This window comes from Gordonia sp. NPDC003376 (assembly GCF_053589235.1).
Genome location: NZ_JBSFRM010000008.1, coordinates 174,230 through 195,476, shown reverse-complemented (window position 1 = coordinate 195,476; position 21,247 = coordinate 174,230). Strand labels below are relative to the sequence as shown.

General features: G+C 69.3%; 21 protein-coding genes. 12 read left to right on the top strand and 9 right to left on the bottom strand.

Features of this window, described 5'->3' with window-relative positions:
* The first annotated feature begins 14 nt into the window (after window positions 1-14).
* A complete protein-coding gene (nucS, locus tag ACWDUA_RS11165; RefSeq protein WP_449751077.1) occupies window positions 15-713 on the top strand; it encodes an endonuclease NucS in 699 nt (232 codons plus the stop codon).
* Window positions 714-773: 60 nt separating this feature from the next.
* On the opposite strand, the gene ACWDUA_RS11160 is transcribed toward nucS, so the two are convergent.
* Together ACWDUA_RS11160 and mce are read right to left on the bottom strand one after the other, a co-directional pair.
* On the bottom strand, window positions 774-1,766 hold the full coding sequence (locus ACWDUA_RS11160) for a hypothetical protein (RefSeq protein ID WP_449751076.1): 993 nt from the start codon (window positions 1,764-1,766) through the stop codon (window positions 774-776).
* Between the two features lie 79 nt (window positions 1,767-1,845).
* Window positions 1,846-2,328, bottom strand: coding sequence for a methylmalonyl-CoA epimerase (mce, locus tag ACWDUA_RS11155; RefSeq protein ID WP_449751075.1), 483 nt, complete (start codon window positions 2,326-2,328; stop codon window positions 1,846-1,848).
* Window positions 2,329-2,410: 82 nt separating this feature from the next.
* On the opposite strand from mce, the gene ACWDUA_RS11150 reads away from it, so the two are divergent.
* The 5 genes from ACWDUA_RS11150 to ACWDUA_RS11130 all read left to right on the top strand — a co-directional run bounded on the left by ACWDUA_RS11150 (window position 2,411) and on the right by ACWDUA_RS11130 (window position 6,714).
* Window positions 2,411-3,616: an acetyl-CoA C-acetyltransferase gene (locus ACWDUA_RS11150; RefSeq protein WP_449751074.1), complete on the top strand. Its 1,206-nt coding sequence runs from the start codon at window positions 2,411-2,413 to the stop codon at window positions 3,614-3,616.
* Between the two features lie 96 nt (window positions 3,617-3,712).
* Window positions 3,713-4,078 (top strand): DUF3817 domain-containing protein, encoded by a 366-nt coding sequence (locus ACWDUA_RS11145; protein WP_449751073.1) that lies wholly within the window; start codon window positions 3,713-3,715, stop codon window positions 4,076-4,078.
* Window positions 4,079-4,110: 32 nt separating this feature from the next.
* Window positions 4,111-4,452: a thiamine-binding protein gene (locus ACWDUA_RS11140; RefSeq protein ID WP_449751072.1), complete on the top strand. Its 342-nt coding sequence runs from the start codon at window positions 4,111-4,113 to the stop codon at window positions 4,450-4,452.
* 8 nt (window positions 4,453-4,460) lie between these two features.
* The gene (locus ACWDUA_RS11135; RefSeq protein ID WP_449751071.1) at window positions 4,461-5,732 is read left to right on the top strand and encodes an MFS transporter; all 1,272 of its coding nucleotides are present in this window, start codon (window positions 4,461-4,463) and stop codon (window positions 5,730-5,732) included.
* Between the two features lie 61 nt (window positions 5,733-5,793).
* Complete coding sequence (locus tag ACWDUA_RS11130) at window positions 5,794-6,714, top strand: tetratricopeptide repeat protein (protein ID WP_449751090.1); 921 nt, start codon at window positions 5,794-5,796, stop codon at window positions 6,712-6,714.
* 407 nt (window positions 6,715-7,121) lie between these two features.
* On the opposite strand, the gene glgB is transcribed toward ACWDUA_RS11130, so the two are convergent.
* The 5 genes from glgB to ACWDUA_RS11105 form a co-directional block, all read right to left on the bottom strand.
* The gene (gene glgB, locus ACWDUA_RS11125) at window positions 7,122-9,416 is read right to left on the bottom strand and encodes a 1,4-alpha-glucan branching protein GlgB (protein ID WP_449751070.1); all 2,295 of its coding nucleotides are present in this window, start codon (window positions 9,414-9,416) and stop codon (window positions 7,122-7,124) included.
* Window positions 9,413-11,413, bottom strand: coding sequence for a maltotransferase domain-containing protein (locus ACWDUA_RS11120; protein ID WP_449751069.1), 2,001 nt, complete (start codon window positions 11,411-11,413; stop codon window positions 9,413-9,415). The genes glgB and ACWDUA_RS11120 overlap by 4 nt, the downstream gene beginning before the upstream one ends.
* Before the next feature lie 54 nt (window positions 11,414-11,467).
* Window positions 11,468-13,576 carry an ATP-dependent DNA helicase gene (locus tag ACWDUA_RS11115; RefSeq protein WP_449751068.1) on the bottom strand — a complete coding sequence of 703 codons (2,109 nt, stop codon included), beginning with the start codon at window positions 13,574-13,576 and terminating at the stop codon, window positions 11,468-11,470.
* Window positions 13,577-13,587: 11 nt separating this feature from the next.
* Entirely contained in the window at window positions 13,588-14,214 is a 627-nt protein-coding gene (locus ACWDUA_RS11110) for an isochorismatase family protein (protein ID WP_449751067.1), read from the bottom strand.
* 120 nt (window positions 14,215-14,334) lie between these two features.
* Window positions 14,335-15,591, bottom strand: a complete 1,257-nt coding sequence (locus ACWDUA_RS11105) for a nicotinate phosphoribosyltransferase (RefSeq protein WP_449751089.1) — start codon at window positions 15,589-15,591, stop codon at window positions 14,335-14,337.
* 68 nt (window positions 15,592-15,659) lie between these two features.
* Between ACWDUA_RS11105 and clpS the strand changes: the two genes are divergently transcribed.
* The 3 genes from clpS to ACWDUA_RS11090 are packed head-to-tail and all read left to right on the top strand — an operon-like array spanning window position 15,660 to window position 17,744.
* Window positions 15,660-15,983 (top strand): ATP-dependent Clp protease adapter ClpS, encoded by a 324-nt coding sequence (gene clpS / locus ACWDUA_RS11100; protein WP_449751066.1) that lies wholly within the window; start codon window positions 15,660-15,662, stop codon window positions 15,981-15,983.
* A 17-nt stretch (window positions 15,984-16,000) separates the two neighbouring features.
* Window positions 16,001-16,576: an oxidative stress transcriptional regulator AosR gene (gene aosR / locus ACWDUA_RS11095; RefSeq protein ID WP_449751088.1), complete on the top strand. Its 576-nt coding sequence runs from the start codon at window positions 16,001-16,003 to the stop codon at window positions 16,574-16,576.
* Window positions 16,577-16,622: 46 nt separating this feature from the next.
* A complete protein-coding gene (locus tag ACWDUA_RS11090) occupies window positions 16,623-17,744 on the top strand; it encodes a P1 family peptidase (RefSeq protein WP_449751065.1) in 1,122 nt (373 codons plus the stop codon).
* A gap of 56 nt (window positions 17,745-17,800) precedes the next feature.
* On the opposite strand, the gene ACWDUA_RS11085 is transcribed toward ACWDUA_RS11090, so the two are convergent.
* Together ACWDUA_RS11085 and ACWDUA_RS11080 are read right to left on the bottom strand one after the other, a co-directional pair.
* Complete coding sequence (locus tag ACWDUA_RS11085; protein WP_449751064.1) at window positions 17,801-18,190, bottom strand: DUF4189 domain-containing protein; 390 nt, start codon at window positions 18,188-18,190, stop codon at window positions 17,801-17,803.
* Window positions 18,191-18,266: 76 nt separating this feature from the next.
* Complete coding sequence (locus ACWDUA_RS11080; protein ID WP_449751063.1) at window positions 18,267-19,058, bottom strand: LppX_LprAFG lipoprotein; 792 nt, start codon at window positions 19,056-19,058, stop codon at window positions 18,267-18,269.
* A 384-nt stretch (window positions 19,059-19,442) separates the two neighbouring features.
* Between ACWDUA_RS11080 and ACWDUA_RS11075 the strand changes: the two genes are divergently transcribed.
* The 3 genes from ACWDUA_RS11075 to ACWDUA_RS11065 are packed head-to-tail and all read left to right on the top strand — an operon-like array spanning window position 19,443 to window position 21,173.
* Window positions 19,443-19,850 carry a Mov34/MPN/PAD-1 family protein gene (locus tag ACWDUA_RS11075; protein ID WP_449751062.1) on the top strand — a complete coding sequence of 136 codons (408 nt, stop codon included), beginning with the start codon at window positions 19,443-19,445 and terminating at the stop codon, window positions 19,848-19,850.
* A gap of 6 nt (window positions 19,851-19,856) precedes the next feature.
* The gene (locus ACWDUA_RS11070; protein WP_449751061.1) at window positions 19,857-20,198 is read left to right on the top strand and encodes a MoaD/ThiS family protein; all 342 of its coding nucleotides are present in this window, start codon (window positions 19,857-19,859) and stop codon (window positions 20,196-20,198) included.
* Window positions 20,199-20,201: 3 nt separating this feature from the next.
* Complete coding sequence (locus ACWDUA_RS11065) at window positions 20,202-21,173, top strand: PLP-dependent cysteine synthase family protein (RefSeq protein ID WP_449751060.1); 972 nt, start codon at window positions 20,202-20,204, stop codon at window positions 21,171-21,173.
* Window positions 21,174-21,247 lie beyond the last annotated feature (74 nt).

Genomic DNA, 21,247 nt, shown 5'->3' with positions numbered 1-21,247 from the left:
CTAAGCTCGGTGGCGTGCGTCTGGTGATCGCGGAATGCCAAGTGGACTATGTCGGACGGCTGACGGCCCATCTGCCGAAGGCACGGCGGCTACTGCTGATCAAATCCGACGGGTCGGTGAGCATCCACGCCGACGACCGTGCCTACAAGCCGCTGAACTGGATGAGCCCGCCGTGTTGGCTCACCGAGGCCGACGTCCCCGACGAGGTGGCCGCCGCCCACGACGACGTCGCCGCCTACTGGGTGGTGACCAACAAGGCCGGCGAGGAACTGCGCATCACGATCACCGCGTTCGAACACGACTCGAGCCATGAGCTCGGCGTGGATCCGGGTCTGGTGAAGGACGGTGTGGAGGCCCACCTGCAGGAGCTGCTCGCCGAGCACGTGGAGACGCTGGGGGACGGGCACACCCTGATCCGCCGCGAGTACATGACCGCGATCGGGCCGGTCGACCTGCTGTGCCGCGACGCCGACGGTGCGACGGTGGCAGTGGAGATCAAGCGGCGCGGCGAGATCGACGGTGTCGAGCAGCTCACCCGCTATCTCGAACTGCTCAACCGTGACCCGCTGCTGGCGCCGGTGCAGGGTGTGTTCGCGGCCCAGCAGATCAAACCGCAGGCGCGCACCCTCGCCGAGGATCGCGGAATCCGTTGTCTGGTCCTCGACTACGACGCGCTGCGCGGCGCCGAGAGCACCGAGTTCCGGCTGTTCTGATCGGGTCGGCCGGTGCTGGCCGCTCGCCGGTTCCGGGTCGGATCCGGCGTCCCGAGCCGATCACGGCCGGCGGGAGTCCCGAATCCGGGCGCGCTCCGACAGCTCCTGGTTGAGCAGCTCGGTGTCGCCGGTCTCCGACGCGGTGGTCAATTCACGGTCGACCTCGGTGGTGAGGATCGACGGCAGACCCGCCATCGTCTCCTGGATCCGGGCGAACTCGGCGAGGATCTCGTCGCGTGCCGTCGACACGCGTGAACCCAGATCCCGTGCACGGGCCAGACGTTCGGCGGCGATCTCGTGGGCGGTCGCGGTGATCGCGTCCGCGTGCTCCTCGGTGCGCGCGCGGAAGTCGGCGAGCTCGGCGTCGTGCCGTTCCCGCTCGGCCGCGAGGGTCTGGGCGGTACCGGTCTCGAGTTCGTCGGCCTTCGACCGGGCCAGCGCGACGATCCGGTCGGCCTCGGCGCGCGCGGCGGCCATCGTGTTCTCGTGCTCGGCCTCCATCGCCGACGCGCGCTGGGCGCGCTGACGCGTGGCCTGCTCCGTGTCGGCCTTCGACTGCGCCTCGGCGGCATCGATCCGGCAGCGGGTGTCGCGCTGGTAGGCGTCGGCGTCGGCGACGATCGCCGCGGCCTTCTCGGTGGCCTCGCGGATGATCCGGTCGGCCTCGTCGGCGGCGTTGCGTTGGAGGTCGTCGGCCTCCTGACGGGCCACCGACACCGTCTCCGCGGCTTCGGAGGAGGCCTCGGCCCGCATCTCCGAGGCCTCGTCGGAGGCCAGCTGGAGCATGCGGGACAGTCGCTCGCTCATCCCCTGTGCGGTGGTCGGGGGGACCGAGAGCTTGTCCACCTCCCGGCGGAGGTCCTCGATCTCCTCACGCGCGTCCTGCAGGTGGGCGGCGAGCTCGCGGGCATTGGCGGTCGCGGCATCCCGATCGGCGGCGAGCACACGCATCTCGGCATCGATGCGACGCAGGCGATCGGCGACCTGTTCGCGGTCGTAGCCGCGCATCACGACCGTGAACGGCAACTGCTGTCTGGATGCGGGGACTGACATGCCGACCAGTCTAGGGGCAGATTCGCGCCGATCCCCGTCACGAATCGGATCGGCGCGAATCGCCGGGTCGGGGGAGGTGTCAGTGCTTGCCGGGCTCGACGAGTTCGAGCAGCACACCCCCGGCGTCCTTGGGGTGTACGAAGTTGATCCGCGAGTCGGCGGTGCCACGGCGGGGCTCCGGGTAGAGGACCCGCACGCCGGCGCCGGTGAGGCGGGCCATGACGGCGTCGACATCGGTCACGCGCACGGCGAGCTGCTGGAGGCCCGGGCCGTTGCGGTCGAGGAACTTCGCGATGGTCGACTCCGGGGTGAGGGGGGCGAGGAGCTGGATCACGGCGCCGCCGTCACCGCCGGCCGGGCCCACCATGGCCTCGCGGACGCCCTGCTCGTCGTTGGTCTCCTCGTGCAAGGTGACGAAGCCCAAGTGGTCGGCGTACCACTGCTTGGCGGAGTCGAGGTCGGGGACGGCGATTCCGACATGATCGATCGCGACGACGAGGTCGGAGATCGCCGCGGTCGCCGAGGATGCGCCTGAGGTGGGGTCAGCTGCTGATGCGGTCATGGACTCACGGTAGCGTTAGATGCGGAAAAGTACTTAAGCGATCGCTCGGTTTGGGTCGCTTCGCCCCTGCGTTGGAGGTTCCATGTCCTCGGCTTCAGATCAGTCCGCGTCGGTCATCGTCGCCGGTGCCCGTACTCCGTTCGGTCGCCTGCTCGGTTCCCTCAAGGGATTCAGCGGGGTGGACCTCGGTGCGATCGCGATCAAGGGTGCCCTCGAGAAGAGCGGCGTTCCGGCCTCGGCCGTCGACTACGTGATCATGGGTCAGGTGCTCACCGCCGGGGCCGGCCAGATGCCCGCCCGTCAGACCTCGATCAAGGCCGGTATCGGCTGGGACGTGCCCGCGCTGACCATCAACAAGATGTGCCTGTCGGGTATCGACGCCATCGCCCTGGCCGACCAGCTCATCCGCGCCGGTGAGTTCGACTGCGTCGTCGCCGGTGGCCAGGAGTCGATGACGCAGGCGCCGCACGTACTGCCCGGCAGCCGCGGCGGCTTCAAGTACGGCAACACCGAGCTCGTCGACCACATGGCCTTCGACGGTCTGTGGGACGCCTTCACCGATCAGCCGATGGGTGCGCTGACCGAGCAGGGCAACGACACCGAGGGCTTCACGCGGGCGGAGCAGGACGAGTTCGCCGCACGCAGCCACCGCCTGGCGGCCACCGCATGGAAGAACGGTGTCTTCGCCGACGAGGTCGTGCCGGTGCCGATCCCGCAGCGCAAGGGCGACCCGATCGAGTTCGCCGAGGACGAGGGCATCCGCGCCGACACCACCGCCGACTCGCTGTCGGGGTTGCGTCCGGCGTTCCGCAAGGACGGGACGATCACCGCGGGCAACTCCTCGCAGATCTCCGACGGTGCCGCCGCGGTGATCGTGATGAGCAAGGCCAAGGCGCAGGAGCTCGGCGTCACCTGGATCGCCGAGATCGGCAAGCACGGTGTGGTCGCCGGCCCCGACTCGTCGCTGCAGATGCAGCCGGCCAATGCGATCGCCAAGGCCTGCGAACGTGAGGGCATCTCGCCGTCCGACCTCGACGTGATCGAGATCAACGAGGCCTTCGCGGCGGTCGGCCTCAGCTCGGCCAAGGCGCTCGGCGTCGACCCGGAGATCATCAACGTCAACGGCGGTGCGATCGCCGTCGGGCACCCGATCGGGACTTCCGGTGCCCGCATCACACTGCACCTGGCGCTGGAGCTGCAGCGTCGGGGTGGCGGCATCGGTGCGGCGGCGCTGTGTGGCGCCGGGGGCCAGGGTGACGCCCTGATCGTGCGGGTCCCCAAGGCCTGACACCGGATTCAAATACGCCATGCGCGGTGACCTCGGTCACCGCGCATGGCGTATTTCTACTACGGGATGTCGTAGAGTCGGTGCGGCTCCGGCACAATGGCTGGCATGAGGCAATTCTTCGACCTGTCCACCCCCGCCAAGCGATTCCGCATCGTCGCCTGGCTCGAGGCCCTCAGCTGGCTGGCGCTGCTGATCGCGATGTTCTTCAAATGGGTGCTCGGCCACGAGGAGGCGGTCGCGATCCCGGGTGCGGTCCACGGCGGTGTGTTCGTCCTCTTCGTCCTGATCTCGCTGGTCACGGCCGTGACCCTGCGGTGGAGTGTCAAGATCACCGCACTCGCGCTGCTGTCGTCGATCCCGCCGTTCGGGTCACTGGTCTTCGAGTGGTGGGCCGCCCGCAACGGCCATCTCGCCGAGCTGTCGGTGGACGCCGAGTCCACCGGCGCCGGCCTGGCCGCCTGACCTCTGTCCACTCTCTCTCCGCGAGGTAGGCGATGATCGTCGCATTCAGTCTGAGTCCGTCCGGCGGTGACGCGGTCGCCGACGACGGCGGCATGAGCGAGGCCGTCGCCGAGGCGGTGCGGGTGGTCCGGGCATCCGGACTGCCGCACCAGACCACGGCGATGTTCACCTATGTCGAAGGGGAGTGGGATGAGGTGATGGCCGTGGTCAAGGCCGCCGCGGACGCCGTCGCCGCCCGGGCCCCGCGCGTCGGGTTGGTCCTCAAGGCCGACATCCGCCCCGGGCACACCGATGAGCTCACCGGTAAGGTGGCTCGCGTGAACGCCCATCTCGGACAACCAGAGGGCCCGCGGCAACCGGGCACATCGGACTGAGTCCCGGGGTGCAACGATCGGCCCCGACCGACTCGGTCGGCGCCACAGCCGATCGGCGTGCACGTGGTGCGGTCACCACGATCTTCTGTCTCAACGGCTTTCTGGCCGCGCTGTGGGTGGCACACATCCCGGTGATCACCGAGCACACGGGAACCGGACATGAACTGCTCGGTGTCTTCCTCCTGTTGATCGGTGCCGCGGCGTTCGCGGGCATGCAGGTGTGCGGTCCGCTCATCGATCGGATCGGCTCCCGGCCGACGACGATCGTCGCCGCTGTGGTCTTGTGTCCGGTGATGCTCGGACCGGTCCTGGCCACCGGCCCCACCGGTCTCGCCGTCGCCCTGATCGCCTTCGGTTTCGTCAACGGCAGCCTCGACGTCTCGATGAACGCGCAGGCGGTCCAGGTCGAACGCGCCCACGGTCGGCCGATCATGTCGGCGTTCCACGGCTTCTTCTCGGTCGGCGGACTGGCCGGGTCCGGAGTGGTCGCCGTCGGCCTGTGGTTCGGGTGGCCGGTGCAGGCCACCGTCGCGGTGCTCGCGGCCTGCGGGCTGGTCGTCGTCGCCGTGGTCGCAGGGGGACTGGTCGACCGCGACTACGGACACGGGCCGGCCGATGCGGATGTCCCCGCCGACACCACCGCCCACTGGTGGCACGGGATCGACCGGCGCCGGCTGATCCTGCTCGCCGCGGTCGCCTTCGCCGCGATGCTCGCCGAGGGCACCGCTTACGACTGGAGTGCTCTGCACGTGGTCGAGACCTTCGGCGTCCGCGAAGCGGTCGGCGCGATCGCCTTCGGCTGCTTCAGCGCTGCGATGATGATCGCCCGATTCGTGATCGACCCGATCGTCGGACGCGTCGGCGCCGTGGCAGTGGTGCGCTACGGGTCGGTGATCGGCATGGTCGGGATCTCGATCGCGCTGATCCCCGCGGCCACCGGGACCGCGCCGGCGGTCCTCGGCGTCGTCGGATGGACGGTCTTCGGGATCGGACTCGCCGGCCTGATCCCACAGATCTTCACCGCCGCCGGCAATCTCACCGCACGCTCGAGTGGACGGGTCATCTCCGTGGTGGTCGGCTGCGGATATCTCGGCATGCTGGCCGGACCGGCGATCGTCGGCTTCATATCCGGGCAGTCGACGCTCCGTGTGGGGCTGACCCCGGTGGTGGCGATGCTGGCGTTCGCCACGCTCGCCGCCGGGGTGGTGGCACCCCGCCGCGACGGCGGACCCGACGGGGACCGAGGCGATCAACCACCTCAGGGGGTCGTGCCACACTAGTAGGGTGACCCGACCTTCGAACAGACAGCAGGCAGCCGCGGCACAGCAAGCGGCAGTGGCCATGTCCGGCGCCGTCGACCTGTCCGCGCTCAAGGAGCGCGCCGAGGCACAGCGCGCCGCAGCGCAACGCCCCACCCCTCCGCGCGCGCCCGCCGGTGCCGACGGTGTCGCTCCCGCAGGCCCGGCCCGTGGTGCGGCCGTCATCGACGTCACCGACGCGACCTTCGAGTCCGATGTGATCAACCGGTCGATGACGCAGCTGGTGCTGGTCGACCTGTGGGCGACGTGGTGCGAGCCGTGCAAGCAGCTCTCGCCGGTCCTCGAACGGATGGCCGCCGAGTCCAACGGCCGCTGGGCGCTCGCCAAGGTCGACGTCGACGCCAACCCCGGTATCGCACAGGCATTCCGGGTCCAGTCCATTCCGATGGTCGTCGCCATCGCCGGCGGACGCCCCGTCACCGCGTTCAACGGGGTGCAGAGCGAGGCCGAGATCAACAGCTGGATCGACCAGATCCTCGCCCAGGTGGGGGAGATCTTCACCGGCGTGCCCGCCGACGGTGACCCGGGCGAGGAGCCGCTCGACCCGCGGATGGCCGCTGCCGAGGACGCACTCAACACCGGTGACTTCGACGGTGCGCTCGCCGCCTACCGGACGATCGCCGCCGCCGAGCCCCACAACACCGAGGCCGCATCGGCGGCGCGGAACCTCGAGTTCGTGATCCGCGCCCAGGCACACGACCCGGCGATCGTCGAGACGGCCGCACCCAAGGACCTCGACGCCCAACTCGCCGCCGCCGACGTACTGCTGCTCTCGCAGCAGCCCGAGGCCGCCTTCGATCGGATCATCGGCGTCATCAAGGTGACCAGCGACGACGACCGCACCCGCGCACGCACCCGACTCCTCGAACTGTTCGAACTGTTCGATCCCGCCGAACCGTTCGTCGTCGCCGCTCGCCGGAAGCTCGCCAGCGCGCTGTTCTGAGTTGTCGGCGCCGACTTCGTCGTCGGGGGTGTTGTTGTTGCTGGTTGAGCCGGTGAGGAGCGGAGCGACGAGGCGTGTCGAAACCTTCGGCGGCTGAGGTCGGGTGGTGGCCAGCTCGGAGGTGGGCGGGTACCGGCGTGACCTTGCAGAGGTTTCGACGGACGGTCGGCCTCGCTGGCGCGAGGACGTCCTGCTCAACCATCGTGTGGGGTGCGACGAGGCGTGTCGAAACCTCCGGCGGCTGAGGTCGGGTGGTGGCCAGCTCGGAGGTGGGCGGGTACCGGCGTGACCTTGCAGAGGTTTCGACGGACGGTCGGCCTCGCCGGCGCGAGGACGTCCTGCTCAACCATCGTGTGGGGTGCGTCCTACTCAACCATCGTTCGACGACCTGCTCGACCAGCGGCTGCCTACTCCGGGGACAACCAGATCGCGGAGTTGGCCGGGAGCATGACCTCCGCCGACACCGGCCGGCCGTGCCAGGTCGTCGCGTCGGTCACCACCCGGCCCAGGTTGCCCCGACCGCCTCCGGAGTAGGCGGTGGAGTCGGTGTTGAGCACCTCGGTCCAGGTGCCGGCGACCGGTAGGCCGATCCGGTAGTTGTCGCGATCGGACCCCGAGAAGTTGAACAGGCAGGCCAACACCGAACCATCGGCTCCGTAGCGCAGGAAGCTGATCACGTTGTTCGCGGTGTCGTTGGCGTCGATCCACTCGTAGCCGGCGGGCTCGGTGTCCTGACTGAACAGGGCCGGGGTCGACCGATAGATTCGGTTGAGGTCGGTGGTCAACGCCGAGATACCCGAATGAAGCTCGCCCTCCCACCCGGACAGCTGCTGCCAGTCCAGGCTGCGGTCGTCGGCCCACTCGCCGGTCTGACCGAACTCCTGACCCATGAACAGCAACTGCTTGCCGGGATGCGACCACTGGTAGGCGAGGAACACACGCACGCCGGCGGCCTTGGCGAACGAGTCGCCGGGCATGCGGCTCCACAGCGTGCCCTTGCCGTGCACCACCTCGTCATGCGAGAGCGGCAGGACGAAGTTCTCGCTCCACGCGTACATCATCGAGAACGTGATCTCGTGGTGGTGGAAGCTGCGATGCACCTGGTCGCGGCCGAGGTAGCCGAGCGAGTCGTGCATCCATCCCATGTTCCACTTGAACGAGAAACCCAGACCGCCCAGATCGGTCATCCGGGTCACGCCCGGCCATGCCGTGGACTCCTCGGCGATCGTCACGACACCGGGGAAATGCTTGTGCACGGTGGCGTTGGTCTCCTGCAGGAACTGGACCGCCTCCAGGTTCTCGCGACCGCCGTGGATGTTGGGTCGCCACCCGCCGGCAGGACGGGAGTAGTCGAGGTACAGCATCGACGCCACCGCGTCCACACGCAGGCCGTCGACGTGGAACTCGGCGAACCAGTACAGCGCGTTGGCCACCAGGAAGTTGCGGACCTCGAAGCGGCCGAAGTCGAAGATGTAGGTGCCCCAGTCGAGTTGCTCACCGCGTGTGGGATCGGCGTGCTCGTACAGCGGGGTGCCGTCGAACCGCGCGAGGGCCCAGTCGTCCTTGGGGAAGTGGGCGGGCACCCAGTCGACGATCACGCCGATGTTCAGCGAGTGCAGGTGGTCGACGAGGAACCGGAAGTCGTCGGGACTGCCGAACCGGCTGGTCGGGGCATAATAGGAGGTGACCTGGTAGCCCCACGAACCGCCGAAGGGATGCTCGGCGACCGGCAGGAACTCGACGTGCGTGAAGCCCTTCTCCACCAGGTATGCACCGAGCTGATCGGCGAGTTCCCGGTAGTCCAGTCCCTGCCGCCACGAGGCGAGGTGGACCTCATAGATGCTCATCGGCTCGGTGGTCGGCGTCGACGCCGCACGCCGGGCGATCCAGTCGTGGTCGGCCCAGGTGTGGGTGGATTCGGTGACCACCGACGCCGTCGCCGGCGGCACGTTGGTGCGCTGCGCCATCGGATCGGCCTTCTCCCGGATCACGCCGTCGGCGCCGTGCACCCGGAACTTGTACTGTGTGCCGACGGCGACGTCGGGCACGAACAGTTCCCAGATCCCGCTGCTCCCCAGCGACCGCATCGGTGTACCGCGGCCGGTCCAGTCGAAATCCCCGATCACGCTGACGCCGTGGGCGTTCGGCGCCCAGACGGTGAACGACGTCCCCGAGACCTCCCCGTCGGGGGTGGCGTAGCCGACGCGGCGCGCGCCGAGCATCGTCCACAGCTGCTCGTGGCGGCCCTCGCCGAACAGGTGCAGATCGGTCTCCCCCACGCTCGGCAGGAACCGGTAGCCGTCGGCGACGACGAATTCGCTCGTCGGGCCGTCGTAGGTGGCGAGCTCGTCGGCCGGACCATCCGGATAGGTCACCCGATAGCGGTAGTCGATCAGACCCTCGAACGGTAGGGCCACCACGAACAGGTCGTCGGTCTGTCGGGTCATCGGGTGATCCACACCGCCCACCACCGCGGACACCGCGAGCGCGCCGGGCCGCAGCGTCCGCAGGATGGTGAACCCGGTACCGGTCTCGTGCGCACCGAGGAACGCATGTGGGTCCGGGTGGGTCAGTGCATCCAGCCGCCGGAGATCATGATCGGAGGCGAACGGATCGGCCGTACCGCAGGTCGGCGACGCCGACTCGCCGGTCGGTTCGTCGTGGCTGGGGTGTCCGGGGGCGTTGGTCACAGGCGTCCTCATCGAATCCGGTAGGAGAGTTTCTCGGCGGTGGCAGGATCCAGGGGCGGCAACGCGAGGATGTGCGCCACCGCCCGCCACGGCTCGAGTCTGATGAAATTGGCCTGGCCCCAGGAGTAGTCCTCGCCGGTCACCTCGTCGTGTACTCCGAATCGGTCCTGCCAGTCGAAGCCGAGGGCAGGCATGTCCAGCCACAGCGTCGAGCTCTCCGTTCCGAACGGATTGAGGTTGATCACCACGATCACGCGATCGCCGGAGACCGGGTCGATCTTGGAGTAGGCGATCAGCGCCGGATTGTCCAGATGATGGAAGGTGAGGTTGCGCAACTGCTGCAACGCCGGGTGGCGTCGTCGGATGTGGTTGAGCGCGGTGATCCACGGCTCGAGCGATTCGCCGCGACTGGCCGCGGCCTTGTAGTCACGCGGACGTAGCTGGTACTTCTCCGAGTCCAGGTACTCCTCGCTGCCCTCGCGGACCGCGCGGTGCTCGTACAGCTCGTAGCCGCTGTAGACCCCCCACGACGGCGCGAGGGTCGCAGCCAGGGCCGCCCGCAACGCGAACATGCCCGGACCGCCGTGCTGCAGGCTCTCGTGCAGGATGTCGGGAGTGTTGACGAAGAGATTGGGACGCGCCTCGTCGGCGTGCGCGGCGATCTCGCGGCCGAACTCCTCGAGCTCCCACTTCTCGGTCTTCCACGTGAAATACGTGTAGGACTGCGTGAATCCCAGGCGGGCCAGGCCGTACAGGCGTGCCCGTCGGGTGAACGCCTCCGACAGGAACAGCACGTCCGGGTCGCGCTTCTTGACCTCCGAGATCACCCACATCCACATGTTCGGTGGCTTGGTGTGCGGATTGTCGACGCGGAAGATCTTGACGCCCAACCGAACCCAATGCAGCATCACCTGGAGGACGGCACCGTAGATGCCGTTGCGGTCGTTGTCGAAGTTCAGCGGATAGATGTCCTGGTACTTCTTCGGCGGGTTCTCGGCGAACGCGATGGTGCCGTCGGGCAGGACGGTGAACCAGTCGGGATGCTCGACGGCCCACGGATGATCGGGCGCGCACTGCAACGCCAGGTCCAGGGCGATCTCCATGCCGAGTTCCCGGGCCCGGCCGACGAAGTAGGTGAAGTCCTCCTCGGTGCCGAGGCGGGGGTGGATCGCGTCGTGTCCGCCCTGGGCCGAACCGATCGCCCATGGGGAGCCGACGTCGTCGGGTCCGGCGACCAGCGTGTTGTTGGGACCCTTGCGGTTGACCTCGCCGACCGGATGGATCGGCGGGAGATAGACGACGTCGAATCCCATGTCGGCGATCCGCGGCAGATCCTGCGCGGCGGTCAGGAACGTGCCGTGCACGGGATGGCCGTCGTTGTCCCAGCCGCCGGTGGAGCGCGGGAACATCTCGTACCAGGAGCTGTACAGAGCGCGCCGGCGATCCACCCAGACGCGGTGGTTGCGGCTCTTGGTGACCATCTCGCGCACCGGCGACTCGTGCAGGATGCCCGCGACGTGCTCGGAGATCGCCGCCGACACCCGCGACTGGAGGCCGAGGTGTTCGGACCGCAGCAGCGAGATCGCGTCGTCGAGTGCAGTGGTTTCGCCGGCGTCGGCATGCTCGCGTGCAGTGGTGAGCACACGGGCGCCGATCTCGAGATCGTTGGCGAGATCTGCGGCGGTCTGGCCCGCCTCGATCTTCTTGACCACCCCGGAACGCCAGGTGGTGTACGGATCGCTCCACGCCTCTATCCGGAAGGTCCAGAAGCCGATCGCGTCCGGGACGAATGCGGCGTCGAACTGATCCGGCTCCACCGCCGGGGTCATGCGGATGGTGGACCTGCGGTGTCGGGGGCCTTCCACCCGCAGCGTCACCCCGAGCGCGTCGTGACCTTCCCGCCAGGCGGTGACACTCACCGGGATCATTTCGCCCACAACGGCTTTGGCGGGATAGCTGCCTGCCGAGACCAGTGGTTGGATGTCGTCGATGCCCATCCGGCCGATCACGCACGGCCCCCTTTCTCCCCGACCGTGGCGGTCGGGTGTTCCCTTGGGTCAGGCTCAGCGTAAGGGTACTGCGGTGAGTCTGCTGAGCGCAGACTTCACGACCGATGAGTCGGTGGTGCGCCAGAACGGGGGCAGCGATGCCATCAGGTAGCCGCCGTAGCCCGCGGTGGCCAGCCGGGAGTCGAGGATGGCCACCACGCCACGGTCGTCCACCGAGCGGAGCAGCCGGCCGGCCCCCTGCGCCAGCAGCAGGGCGGCGTGATTGGCCGACACCGACAGGAAACCGTTGCCGCCGCGCGCATCGATCGCACGCTGGCGTGCGGTGGCCAGCGGATCGTCGGGACGCGGGAACGGGATGCGGTCGATCAGCACCAGCGACAGCGACGGTCCGGGGACGTCGACGCCCTGCCACAGCGACAGCGTGCCGAACAGGCAGGTCGCCGGATCGTCGGCGAACCGTTTGACCAACGACGACGTGGTGTCGTCACCCTGGCACAGGATGGGCACGTCGAGGCGGGGGGAGAGGGCGTCGGTCGCCTCCCGGGCGGCGCGCATCGACGAGAACAACCCCAGGGTGCGCCCGCCCGCCGCGGTGACGAGGCCGGCGATCTCGTCGAGGGTGACCGGCGCCGGTCCGTCGCGCCCGGGGCGGGGGAGATGGCGTGCCACGTACAGGATCGCCGACTTCGGGTAGTCGAACGGTGAGCCGGCGTCCATCCCGGTCCAGCGCACCCGGCCCGAGTCCGACGGCGCGATCTGTCCCGTTGCCGTCAGGTCGCGCAGCGGTACCGGGTCGTCGTCGGACGCCGGGGTGTCGGCGCCCTTGCCGGGGGACGCGGCATCGGTACGGGCGTCGGCGGGCAACCCCCACGTCGCGGCCAGTGCGTCGAAGTTGCCGCCGATGGTCAGCGTCGCCGAGGTCAGGATCACCGTGGCGCTGCTGAAGAGGGTGGACCGCAGCAATCCGCCCACCGACAGCGGTGCGACGTGCAGCACCGGCCGAGTCGTGGCGGCCGGGCCCCGGCCGACCCGCTCCAGGCCCACCCATACCACGTCGCGGCGTTTGGATGCGTCCGGCTCGTCGAAGGTGCCGAGCAGTCGCACGATCATGTCGTGGGCGTCGTCGATGCCGGTCAGCGCCGCCGACCGCGCGGCGGCGGTGGACTCGTCGGCGCCGGCCCCGCGTGCGGGGCCGATCGCGGTGCGGGTCTGCCAGAGCCGGTCCCGCAGCATCGACAGGATGGCCGCGGCGCCCGGCGGCAACGACGTCCATTCGCCGGGCGGTACCGACTCGAGCAGCTCGCCGAGCTGCTCGCCGGCACCCAGCAGGGCGTCGACGGTCTCTTCGTCGACGAGTTTGCCGCAGCGGCGGGACAGGTTGGACACCGACGCCGCCGACACCTCGTCGGTGGTCACCGCGGTGATCCGGTCGACGAGCTCGTGGGCCTCGTCGATGATCACCACATCGTGCTCGGGCAGTACGTTGGCCGGGCTCATCGCATCGATCGCGAGCATCGCGTGGTTGGTGACGATCACGTCCACCTGGGCGCTCGCCCGGCGCGACCGTTCGGCGAAGCAGTCCTCGGCGTAGGTGCAGTGGGCGGCGCCGAGACACTCCCGCGCGGACACGCTCACCTGCCGCCATGCCCGGTCGCTGACGCCCGGTGTGAGGTCGTCGCGGTCACCGGTCTCGGTATCGGACACCCATTCCCGCAGGCGGGTGACCTCGCGGCCGGTGCGCGACAGCTCGAAGGCGTCGAACAGCTCGTTGTCGGGTTCCTCGACGGTGCCGGCGTGGATCTTGTGCAGACACAGGTAGTTGGCGCGGCCCTTGAGGATCGCGAAGGTCGGTGTGCGCCCGAGCGGCCCGGCCAGGGCATCGGCCAGACGTGGCAGGTCACGTTCGACGAGCTGGCGCTGCAGCGCGATGGTGGCCGTCGACACCACCACCGTGTCGCCGGAGTCGACGGCGTGGCGGATCGCCGGCACCAGATAGGCCAGCGACTTGCCGGTGCCGGTGCCGGCCTGGACGGCGAGATGCTCGCCGACGTCGATCGCATGGGCCACCGCACTCGCCATGCGGACCTGCCCGTCACGGCGTCTGCCGGACAGTGCGGTGACCGCCCCGTCGAGCAGTTCGGTGACCGGGGGAAGTTGTGTCATGGGGGTGGGTCTCAGTCCTCGGAGCCGTCGTGGCCGGGTGTCACGGCATCGGGCGAAGAACCGTCGTATAACAGATCGCCGACGAGATCGATTCCGGCCGAACGCATCTCGTCGAGCGCGACGGCGGTGGTCGCCGGTGCGACGGCCGCGGTGTGGTGCAGGAGCACCCGGGTGCCGAAGCCGGCGCGCACCGCGTCCAGCGCCGTGGCGCGGACACAGTGATCGGTGGCGATGCCCACCACGTCGACCCGCCTCACCCCACGCTGACGGAGCCAGTCGGCCAGGGCCGACCCGGTCTCGTCGGCTCCCTCGAATCCGGAGTAGGCCGCTGCGTACTCACCCTTGCTGAACACCGCGGCCACCGTCGAGGTGTCGAGCGCCGGGGCGAATGCGGCGCCATCGGTACCGACTCGGCAGTGCGGTGGCCACGAGTCGACGAAGTCCGGGGCGTCGGAGAAATGTGCACCCGGGTCGATGTGGTGATCACGGGTGGCCACCACCGTCGGATAGTCGGCGAGCAGGGAGTTGACCGACTCCGACACTGCGAGCCCGCCACGGACCCCGAGCGCGCCACCCTCGCAGAAGTCGTTCTGGACGTCGACGATGATCAGCGCATCGCCGGGCGTGGTCTCGCTCATGATCTCTCCTGGTGGTGACGACGCCCGGTGTGGCCGGACGGGCCGTCCGGGGCCGGGGTCGTGCGGTGCGGGCTGGGGTTGGTCTGGGGCCGGGTTGGGCCGGTCGGGTGATCGACGGCGTCAGCCGACGACGTGGCGGGTCGGGACCGCCGGGTCGCCGTGGGACAGTCCCAAACCCTCCCACGGCAGACTGACCAGTCCGCGTGCGAGGTGCTCGCGGGCGTCGGTCAGCGTCGGCAGTCCGTCGAGCACATCGCCGCCGCGCACCAGCGGGATCTGCAGTTCTCGGGTGATCGTTCCATTCGTCTCGGGGACCTTACCGCCACCCTGTGACACGATCTCCTCGACGATGGTGCCGCTGGGTCGGGCGGCCCGGAACGCGGTCTTGCGTCCACCGCGCGATTCCTTGTGGCTGGAGCGTTTGGCCACCGGGATGCCGTCGACCTCGACGAGCTTGTAGACCATCCCCGCGGTCGGCGCGCCGCTGCCGGTGACCAGCGAGGTGCCGACCCCGTAGATGTCGACCGGCTCGGCCCGCAGCGAGGCGATCGCGTACTCGTCGAGATCACCGGAGACCACGATCTTGGTCTCGGTGGCGCCCAGCGAGTCGAGCTGGTCGCGCACCTGTCGGGCCAGCACCCCGAGATCGCCGGAGTCGATGCGCACCGCGCCGAGCCCGGGGCCGGCCACCTCGATCGCGTTGCGGACGCCCTGGGTGATGTCGTAGGTGTCCACCAGCAGCGTGGTGCCCACACCCAGCGCCTCGATCTGGGTGGCGAACGCGGCCTTCTCGTCGGTGCCGTCCGGACCCGTGAACCCGAGGGTGAACGCGTGCGCGGCGGTGCCGGCACTGGGTACGCCATAGAGACGTGCCGCCTCCAGATTCGACGTCGACCCCACTCCGGCGATGTGGGCGGCCCGGGCCGCGGCGACCGCGGCACGTTCGTGGGTACGGCGTGACCCCATCTCGATCAGGGGGCGCCGACCGGCGGCCGAGACCATCCGGGCGGCGGCCGAGGCGATCGCGCTGTCGTGATTGAGGATCGACAGGATCAGGGTCTCCAGCAGGACCGCCTCGGCAAAGGTGCCGCGAACGGTCAGGATCGGCGATCCCGGGAAGTACAGCTCGCCCTCGCGATAGCCGTCGATGTCACCGGAGAAGCGGTAATCCCGCAGCCAGGCGACGGTGTCGGCGTCGAGGAAGCGCTCGACCACCGCGATCTCGGGGTCACCGAACCGGAACCGCGCCAACTCGTCGAGCACCCGGCCGGTACCGGCGACGACGCCGTACCGGCGGCCGTCGGGCAGCCTCCTCGCGAACACCTCGAAGACGCACTCGCGGTGCGCAATCGGTGCCCGGAGCGCCGCCGCGACCATCGTCAGTTCGTAGTGATCGGTCAGTAGCGCGGTGTTGTACACGTTTGAGATCCCTTACCCTTGGACGTATGGCGCCAGACGTGATTCGTGCGCATGAGGCTACTCCCGGTGGTGCGGCGGTTGCCGAACCCTCCGTCGCCGACAGTGCGTCGGATCTCGGCCGTCCCTGGATGACGATCGTGTGGGACGACCCGGTCAACCTGATGCGCTATGTGACCTTCGTGTTCCAGAAGATCTTCGGTTACTCCGAGGCCAGGGCCAACGAGCTGATGATGCAGGTCCACACCGAGGGCAAGGCCGTGGTGTCCTCCGGCGACCGTGACAAGGTCGAGTCCGATGTCCGGAAACTGCACGCCGCCGGCCTGTGGGCGACCATGCAGCGCGACTGCTGATCGAGGACGAGTACCACGTGCGTACCTGGAAACGACATGGGCGGGGATCACGGCTGCGGATCTGTTCGAGCCTCGACCGCAACGAGGTGGAGCTGCTCACCTCGATGGTGGGCTCGCTGACCGAACTGCTCACCGAACGCGCCGCGAGCGCCCCGACCGACGAACTCGGCGAGCTGACCGGCATCACCACCGGACACAGCACCGCGCCGACCGACCTCACCCTGGGTCGGCTGCTGCCCGACTTCCATCGGCCCGACCAGGAGCGGGAACTCGGCGCCGACGTCGTCAACGGTGACCTCAACGCCGCGCTGCGCAGCATCAACGAACCGCGCATCATCGACGCGAAGCTGTCGGCTGCGCAGATCCTGGTGGAGTCCCTCCCCGACGGCGGCGGCGACATCGCACTGACCGAGGAGCAGGCGCTCGCGTGGCTGACCGCCCTCAACGATGTGCGGCTGGCACTCGGTGCGATGCTCGGGATCTCCGAGGACACCCCCGACCGGTATCCCGACGATCACCCGTACGCAGCCCATCTCGACGTCTACCACTGGCTGACGGTGATGCAGGAACTGCTGGTCGAGGCCCTGATGTGACCGATGTGGCCGCTGTGATCGGCCTCCCCCCGAAAGAGGCGCCGCCGTGACCGGACACCCCACCCATCTCGCCGTGCCGGGCAACCGGATCACCGATGTCGCCGGCATCACCGTCGGACACCATCACCGTCTCGACGCCCAGGTGGGTGTCGGCGGCGACGGCCCCGACGACCCGCCCGGCTTCGGCTGGGCCACCGGGACGACGGTGGTGCGGATCGGCGCGCCCACTCCCGACGGCCCCGCACCGGCGGTCGCCGTCGACGTCCGCGGCGGCGGGCCGGGCACCCGCGAGACCGATCTGCTCGACCCGTCCAACACGGTCACCACCGCGCACGCGATCGTGCTGTCGGGTGGCAGCGCATTCGGCCTCGCCACCGCCGACGGGGTGATGACCGAACTCGAGGCGCAGGGTGTGGGACTGCCCATGGACCGCCACGGTCATGTGGTGCCGATCGTCCCGGCCGCGGTGATCTTCGACCTGCCGGTGGGGCAGTGGACCCGCCGACCCGACGCCGACTTCGGGGTGCATGCGGTGCGGGCGGCGTCGGCGGACTTCGCGATCGGCACGGTCGGTGCGGGGACCGGCGCCCGCGCGGCCGGGCTCAAGGGTGGCCTGGGTACTGCTGCCCGCCTGATCGACACCGGTCCCGCGGCCGGGATCCGGGTCGGGGCGGTGATCGCGGCCAATCCGGTGGGCGCGGTGATCGATCCCGACACCGGGCTGCCGTGGGGGGCGACGGTCGCCGATCTGCGCCGGTTCGGCCTCGTCCGCCCGAGCGCTTCCGACCTGTGGAAACTGTCGACGATCGCGACCAAGCAGACCGTGCTGAACACCACCATCGGGGTGGTGGCGACCGACGCGGTGCTGGCGCCGGCGTCGGTGAGGCGGGTCGCGATGGCCGCCCACGACGGTCTGGCCCGCGCGATCCACCCGGTGCACTCGCCGCTCGACGGCGACACGATCTTCGCTGTCGCCACCGGTGCCCGTGCGGTGGACCCGAGCCCGCAGATCCCACCCGGGATGAACCCCGAGGCGGTGGTGCTCGCCGAGATCTGCCGGGTGGCTGCCGAGGTCGCCCGCGAGGCGATCGTCTCGGCCGTCGTGCACGCCCACCCGGTGGGCGACATCCCCGCATACACCGAGGTGGCGCCGTCGGTGGTGGGCTGAGGCGCCGGCTCCGACGACGCCACCGCGCGACCGGCGATCGGGTCGAGTGATCTCGGTCAGGAGTGACCGCTGGTGCATACCCAGGTGTAGATGTAGCCGCCCCCCGCCGCCGACAGCGCAGTGGACTGCGCGCGGTACAGGCTCGGGGCGCGCCCGTAACCCCAGTAGTCCGTCGACGACGCGACGGCGCCGCAGCCGTTGACGAAGTCGGTGACCACCCGACAGCCGTAACCGCATGCGCTGAGTGCGGCCGAGCGGGCCTGTCCGTAGGACCCGTAGTCCCACGAACGTCCGTATGCGCCGGTGGAGGTGTTGAGCGCGATCGCGCCGTAGTAGTCGGTGTAGGCGTTGGCCGGCGCCGGGTCGATGGCGGCGGGGAGGACCAGTGCGGTCCCCAGCGCGCCCACGGTGGCGGCAGCCGCGGTCAGGCGTGTGCGAAAGCTCATGGTGGCTCCTTGCGTGGTGAGTGGTGGGCGACCAGGGGAGGATCGGTGGCCGCGGTGACGGTTCGGGCGAGCGCGCTCAGGCGGGGTCGCGGGAGACGTCGCCGGACGGCGGCGGGGTGGACGGGGTGGGGGTGGTGATGTTCGACGGCTTGGTGACCTCGATGGTCTCGTTCCACTTCGAGAGGGTGATGGTCATCGAGGCGTTCGGTGCGGGGGTGAGGACCACACGGGCGAGCTGGTGGTCGGGGGTGATCCACATCGTCACCGGTACCGGGGTGTTCTGGGTGGCGGCGACGTTCACCCCGGTCAGCGGGGCGAGGTCCGAGGCGGGGACGGCGCCCGCGACCTTGGTGGTGGTGACGCCGTCGATGTTCTCGGTCCCGGCCGCCGTCGGCGAGGTGACCGCGCGCAGCAGGTGGGCGAGGCCCTTGTCCGGATCGAGCACCACCGACACGTCGTAGATCGACGACCCCTTGCCGTAGTCGAGGTAGCCGTGGTCGTCGATGTTCGCGTAGAGGTGCTCGTCGACGTAGACGAACGGTGCCGTGGCCTCGGTGGTGCCGAGCAGGACCGTCGCGGTGCCCTTGGCCGCGGTCTTCGGCTTCGCGACCAGATCGGCGTCGACGGACCTGGCGGTCAGATTCGGGATCTTGCCCTCGACGGTCAGGTTCAGGTGGGCGCCATCGAGGGCGGCGGTGTTGTCGGCGGCGGCCGACACCAGTGCGGCCGGATCGGTGATGGTCGACGTGGCGGTCGTGGTGGGGTCGCCGGACCCGCCGTCGGAGCCGGACGAACATCCGGTCAGGACGATGGCGGTGGCGATGCCTGCCGAGATCGCCGCGGCGGCAACTCGCTGGGCACGGTGCATCAAGGACTCCTCGTGGTGTGTTTCCCCCGGGGCCGGCGCTCCCCGTCCGGCTCGATCCCGGGTGCTTCGGTGGACTCGTCGTCCGCGAAACCCGGTGTGGCGAAACCGTATCGCGACAAGCGCGAGATCTGCGGAACTGTCTGTCGCATGGATGACGGGTGCGGTCGGAATACCGGGGGGCCGTCCGGCGTTGCTGGCAGACGGTGTCTGCGCCACGAGATCTGCTGCATCGAGGGATCTGTTGTATCGAGAGATGTCTGGCATCGAGAGATATCTGGCATCGAGAGATATCTGGCACGGAGAGATACGTGGCATGCAGAGATGTGCGGCATGGAACAGCCGGGCGGGCGACCGGCGTGCAGTGGTGAGAGGGCAGGAGCGAGAGTGCTGAGAATCGGCCAGGAGTTGGTGGACGCGATGATCGCGCACGCGCGAGCCGATCACCCCGACGAGGCATGCGGGGTGATCGCCGGGGCCGAGGGTTCCGACGACCCACAGCGGTTCATCCCGATGGTCAACGCGGAGCGCTCGCCGACGTTCTACCGCTTCGATTCCGTCGAACAGCTCACGGTGTGGCGCGAGATGGACCGTCAAGATGAGGAACCGGTGGTGGTCTACCACTCGCACACCGCCACCGAGGCGTATCCGAGCCGCACCGACATCTCGTACGCCGGCGAACCGAACGCACACTACGTACTGGTGTCCACCCGTGATCCCGAGGTTGCCGAGGTACGCAGCTATCGGATCGTCGACGGCGTGGTCACCGAAGAACCGATCGAGATCAGGAGCTGAGAATCCATGACGGTAACCGTGTCCATCCCGACCATCCTGCGCACCCACACCGGTGGTGAGAAGCGGATCGGCGCAACGGGTTCCACATTGGCCGAGCTGATCGACAACCTCGAATCCACCGCGCCGGGCATCCGTGACCGCCTGGTGGCGGACGGCAAGCTGCACCGGTTCGTCAACATCTACGTCAACGACGAGGACGTCCGGTTCTCCGGTGGCCTCGAGACCGCGATCGACGACGGCGACGAGGTGACCATCCTCCCGGCGGTGGCCGGGGGTGCCGTGGATGTCCGTGCCCTGGATGTCACGGCCCTGGATGTCACGGCCCTGGATGTCACCGCGGGATTCTGAGCGGTGGCACGGTATGAGTCGCTGATCGCCTCGGTCGGCAACACGCCCCTGATCGGCCTGCGGCGGCTCTCCCCGCGCTGGGACGACACGCCCGACGGACCGCACGTGCGGCTGTGGGCCAAGCTCGAGGACCGCAACCCCACCGGGTCGATCAAGGACCGCCCGGCGCTGCGGATGATCGAACAGGCCGAACGCGACGGTCTGCTCAGCCCGGGGTCGACGATCCTCGAACCGACCAGCGGCAACACCGGTATCTCGCTGGCGATGGCCGCCAAGCTCAAGGGCTACCACCTGATCTGCGTGATGCCGGAGAACACCTCCGAGGAGCGCCGCTCGCTACTGCGCATGTACGGCGCCGAGGTGATCTCGTCGCCGGCGGCCGGCGGGTCCAACACCGCGGTCCGGGTGGCGAAGGAACTGGCCGCCGAGCATCCCGACTGGGTGATGCTCTACCAGTACGGCAACGAGGCCAACGTCGCCGCCCACTACGAGGGCACCGGCCCCGAATTGTTTGCCGATCTACCCGAGATCACCCATTTCATCGCGGGGCTCGGCACCACCGGCACCCTGATGGGGGTGGGCCGGTACCTGCGCGAACGCAATCCCGACATCGAGATCGTCGCCGCCGAACCGCGCTACGGCGACGAGGTGTACGGATTGCGCAACATCGACGAGGGGTTCGTCCCGGAGCTCTACGACCCTGCGGTGCTCACCCGCCGCTTCTCGGTGACGGGCGTCGACGCGATCGCCCGGGTCCGTGAGCTCATCGACACCGAGGGTGTCTTCGCCGGGGTCTCCACCGGGGCGATCCTGCAGGCCGCGCGCGGGGTCGGGCGCGGTGCTCTCAAGGCGGGGCGACGCGCCGACATCGGCCTGGTGGTTCCCGACGCGGGGTGGAAGTATCTGTCGACCGGGGCGTACGACGGTAGCCTGGAGGACGCCGAGCAGGCCCTCGAAGGTCAGCTCTGGGCCTGACCCACGCAGTGGTGGGGCAGCCCGTCGAGAACGCGACCGGGTCGGGGAGCATCGCGAACGCCCCGGGCCGGGAA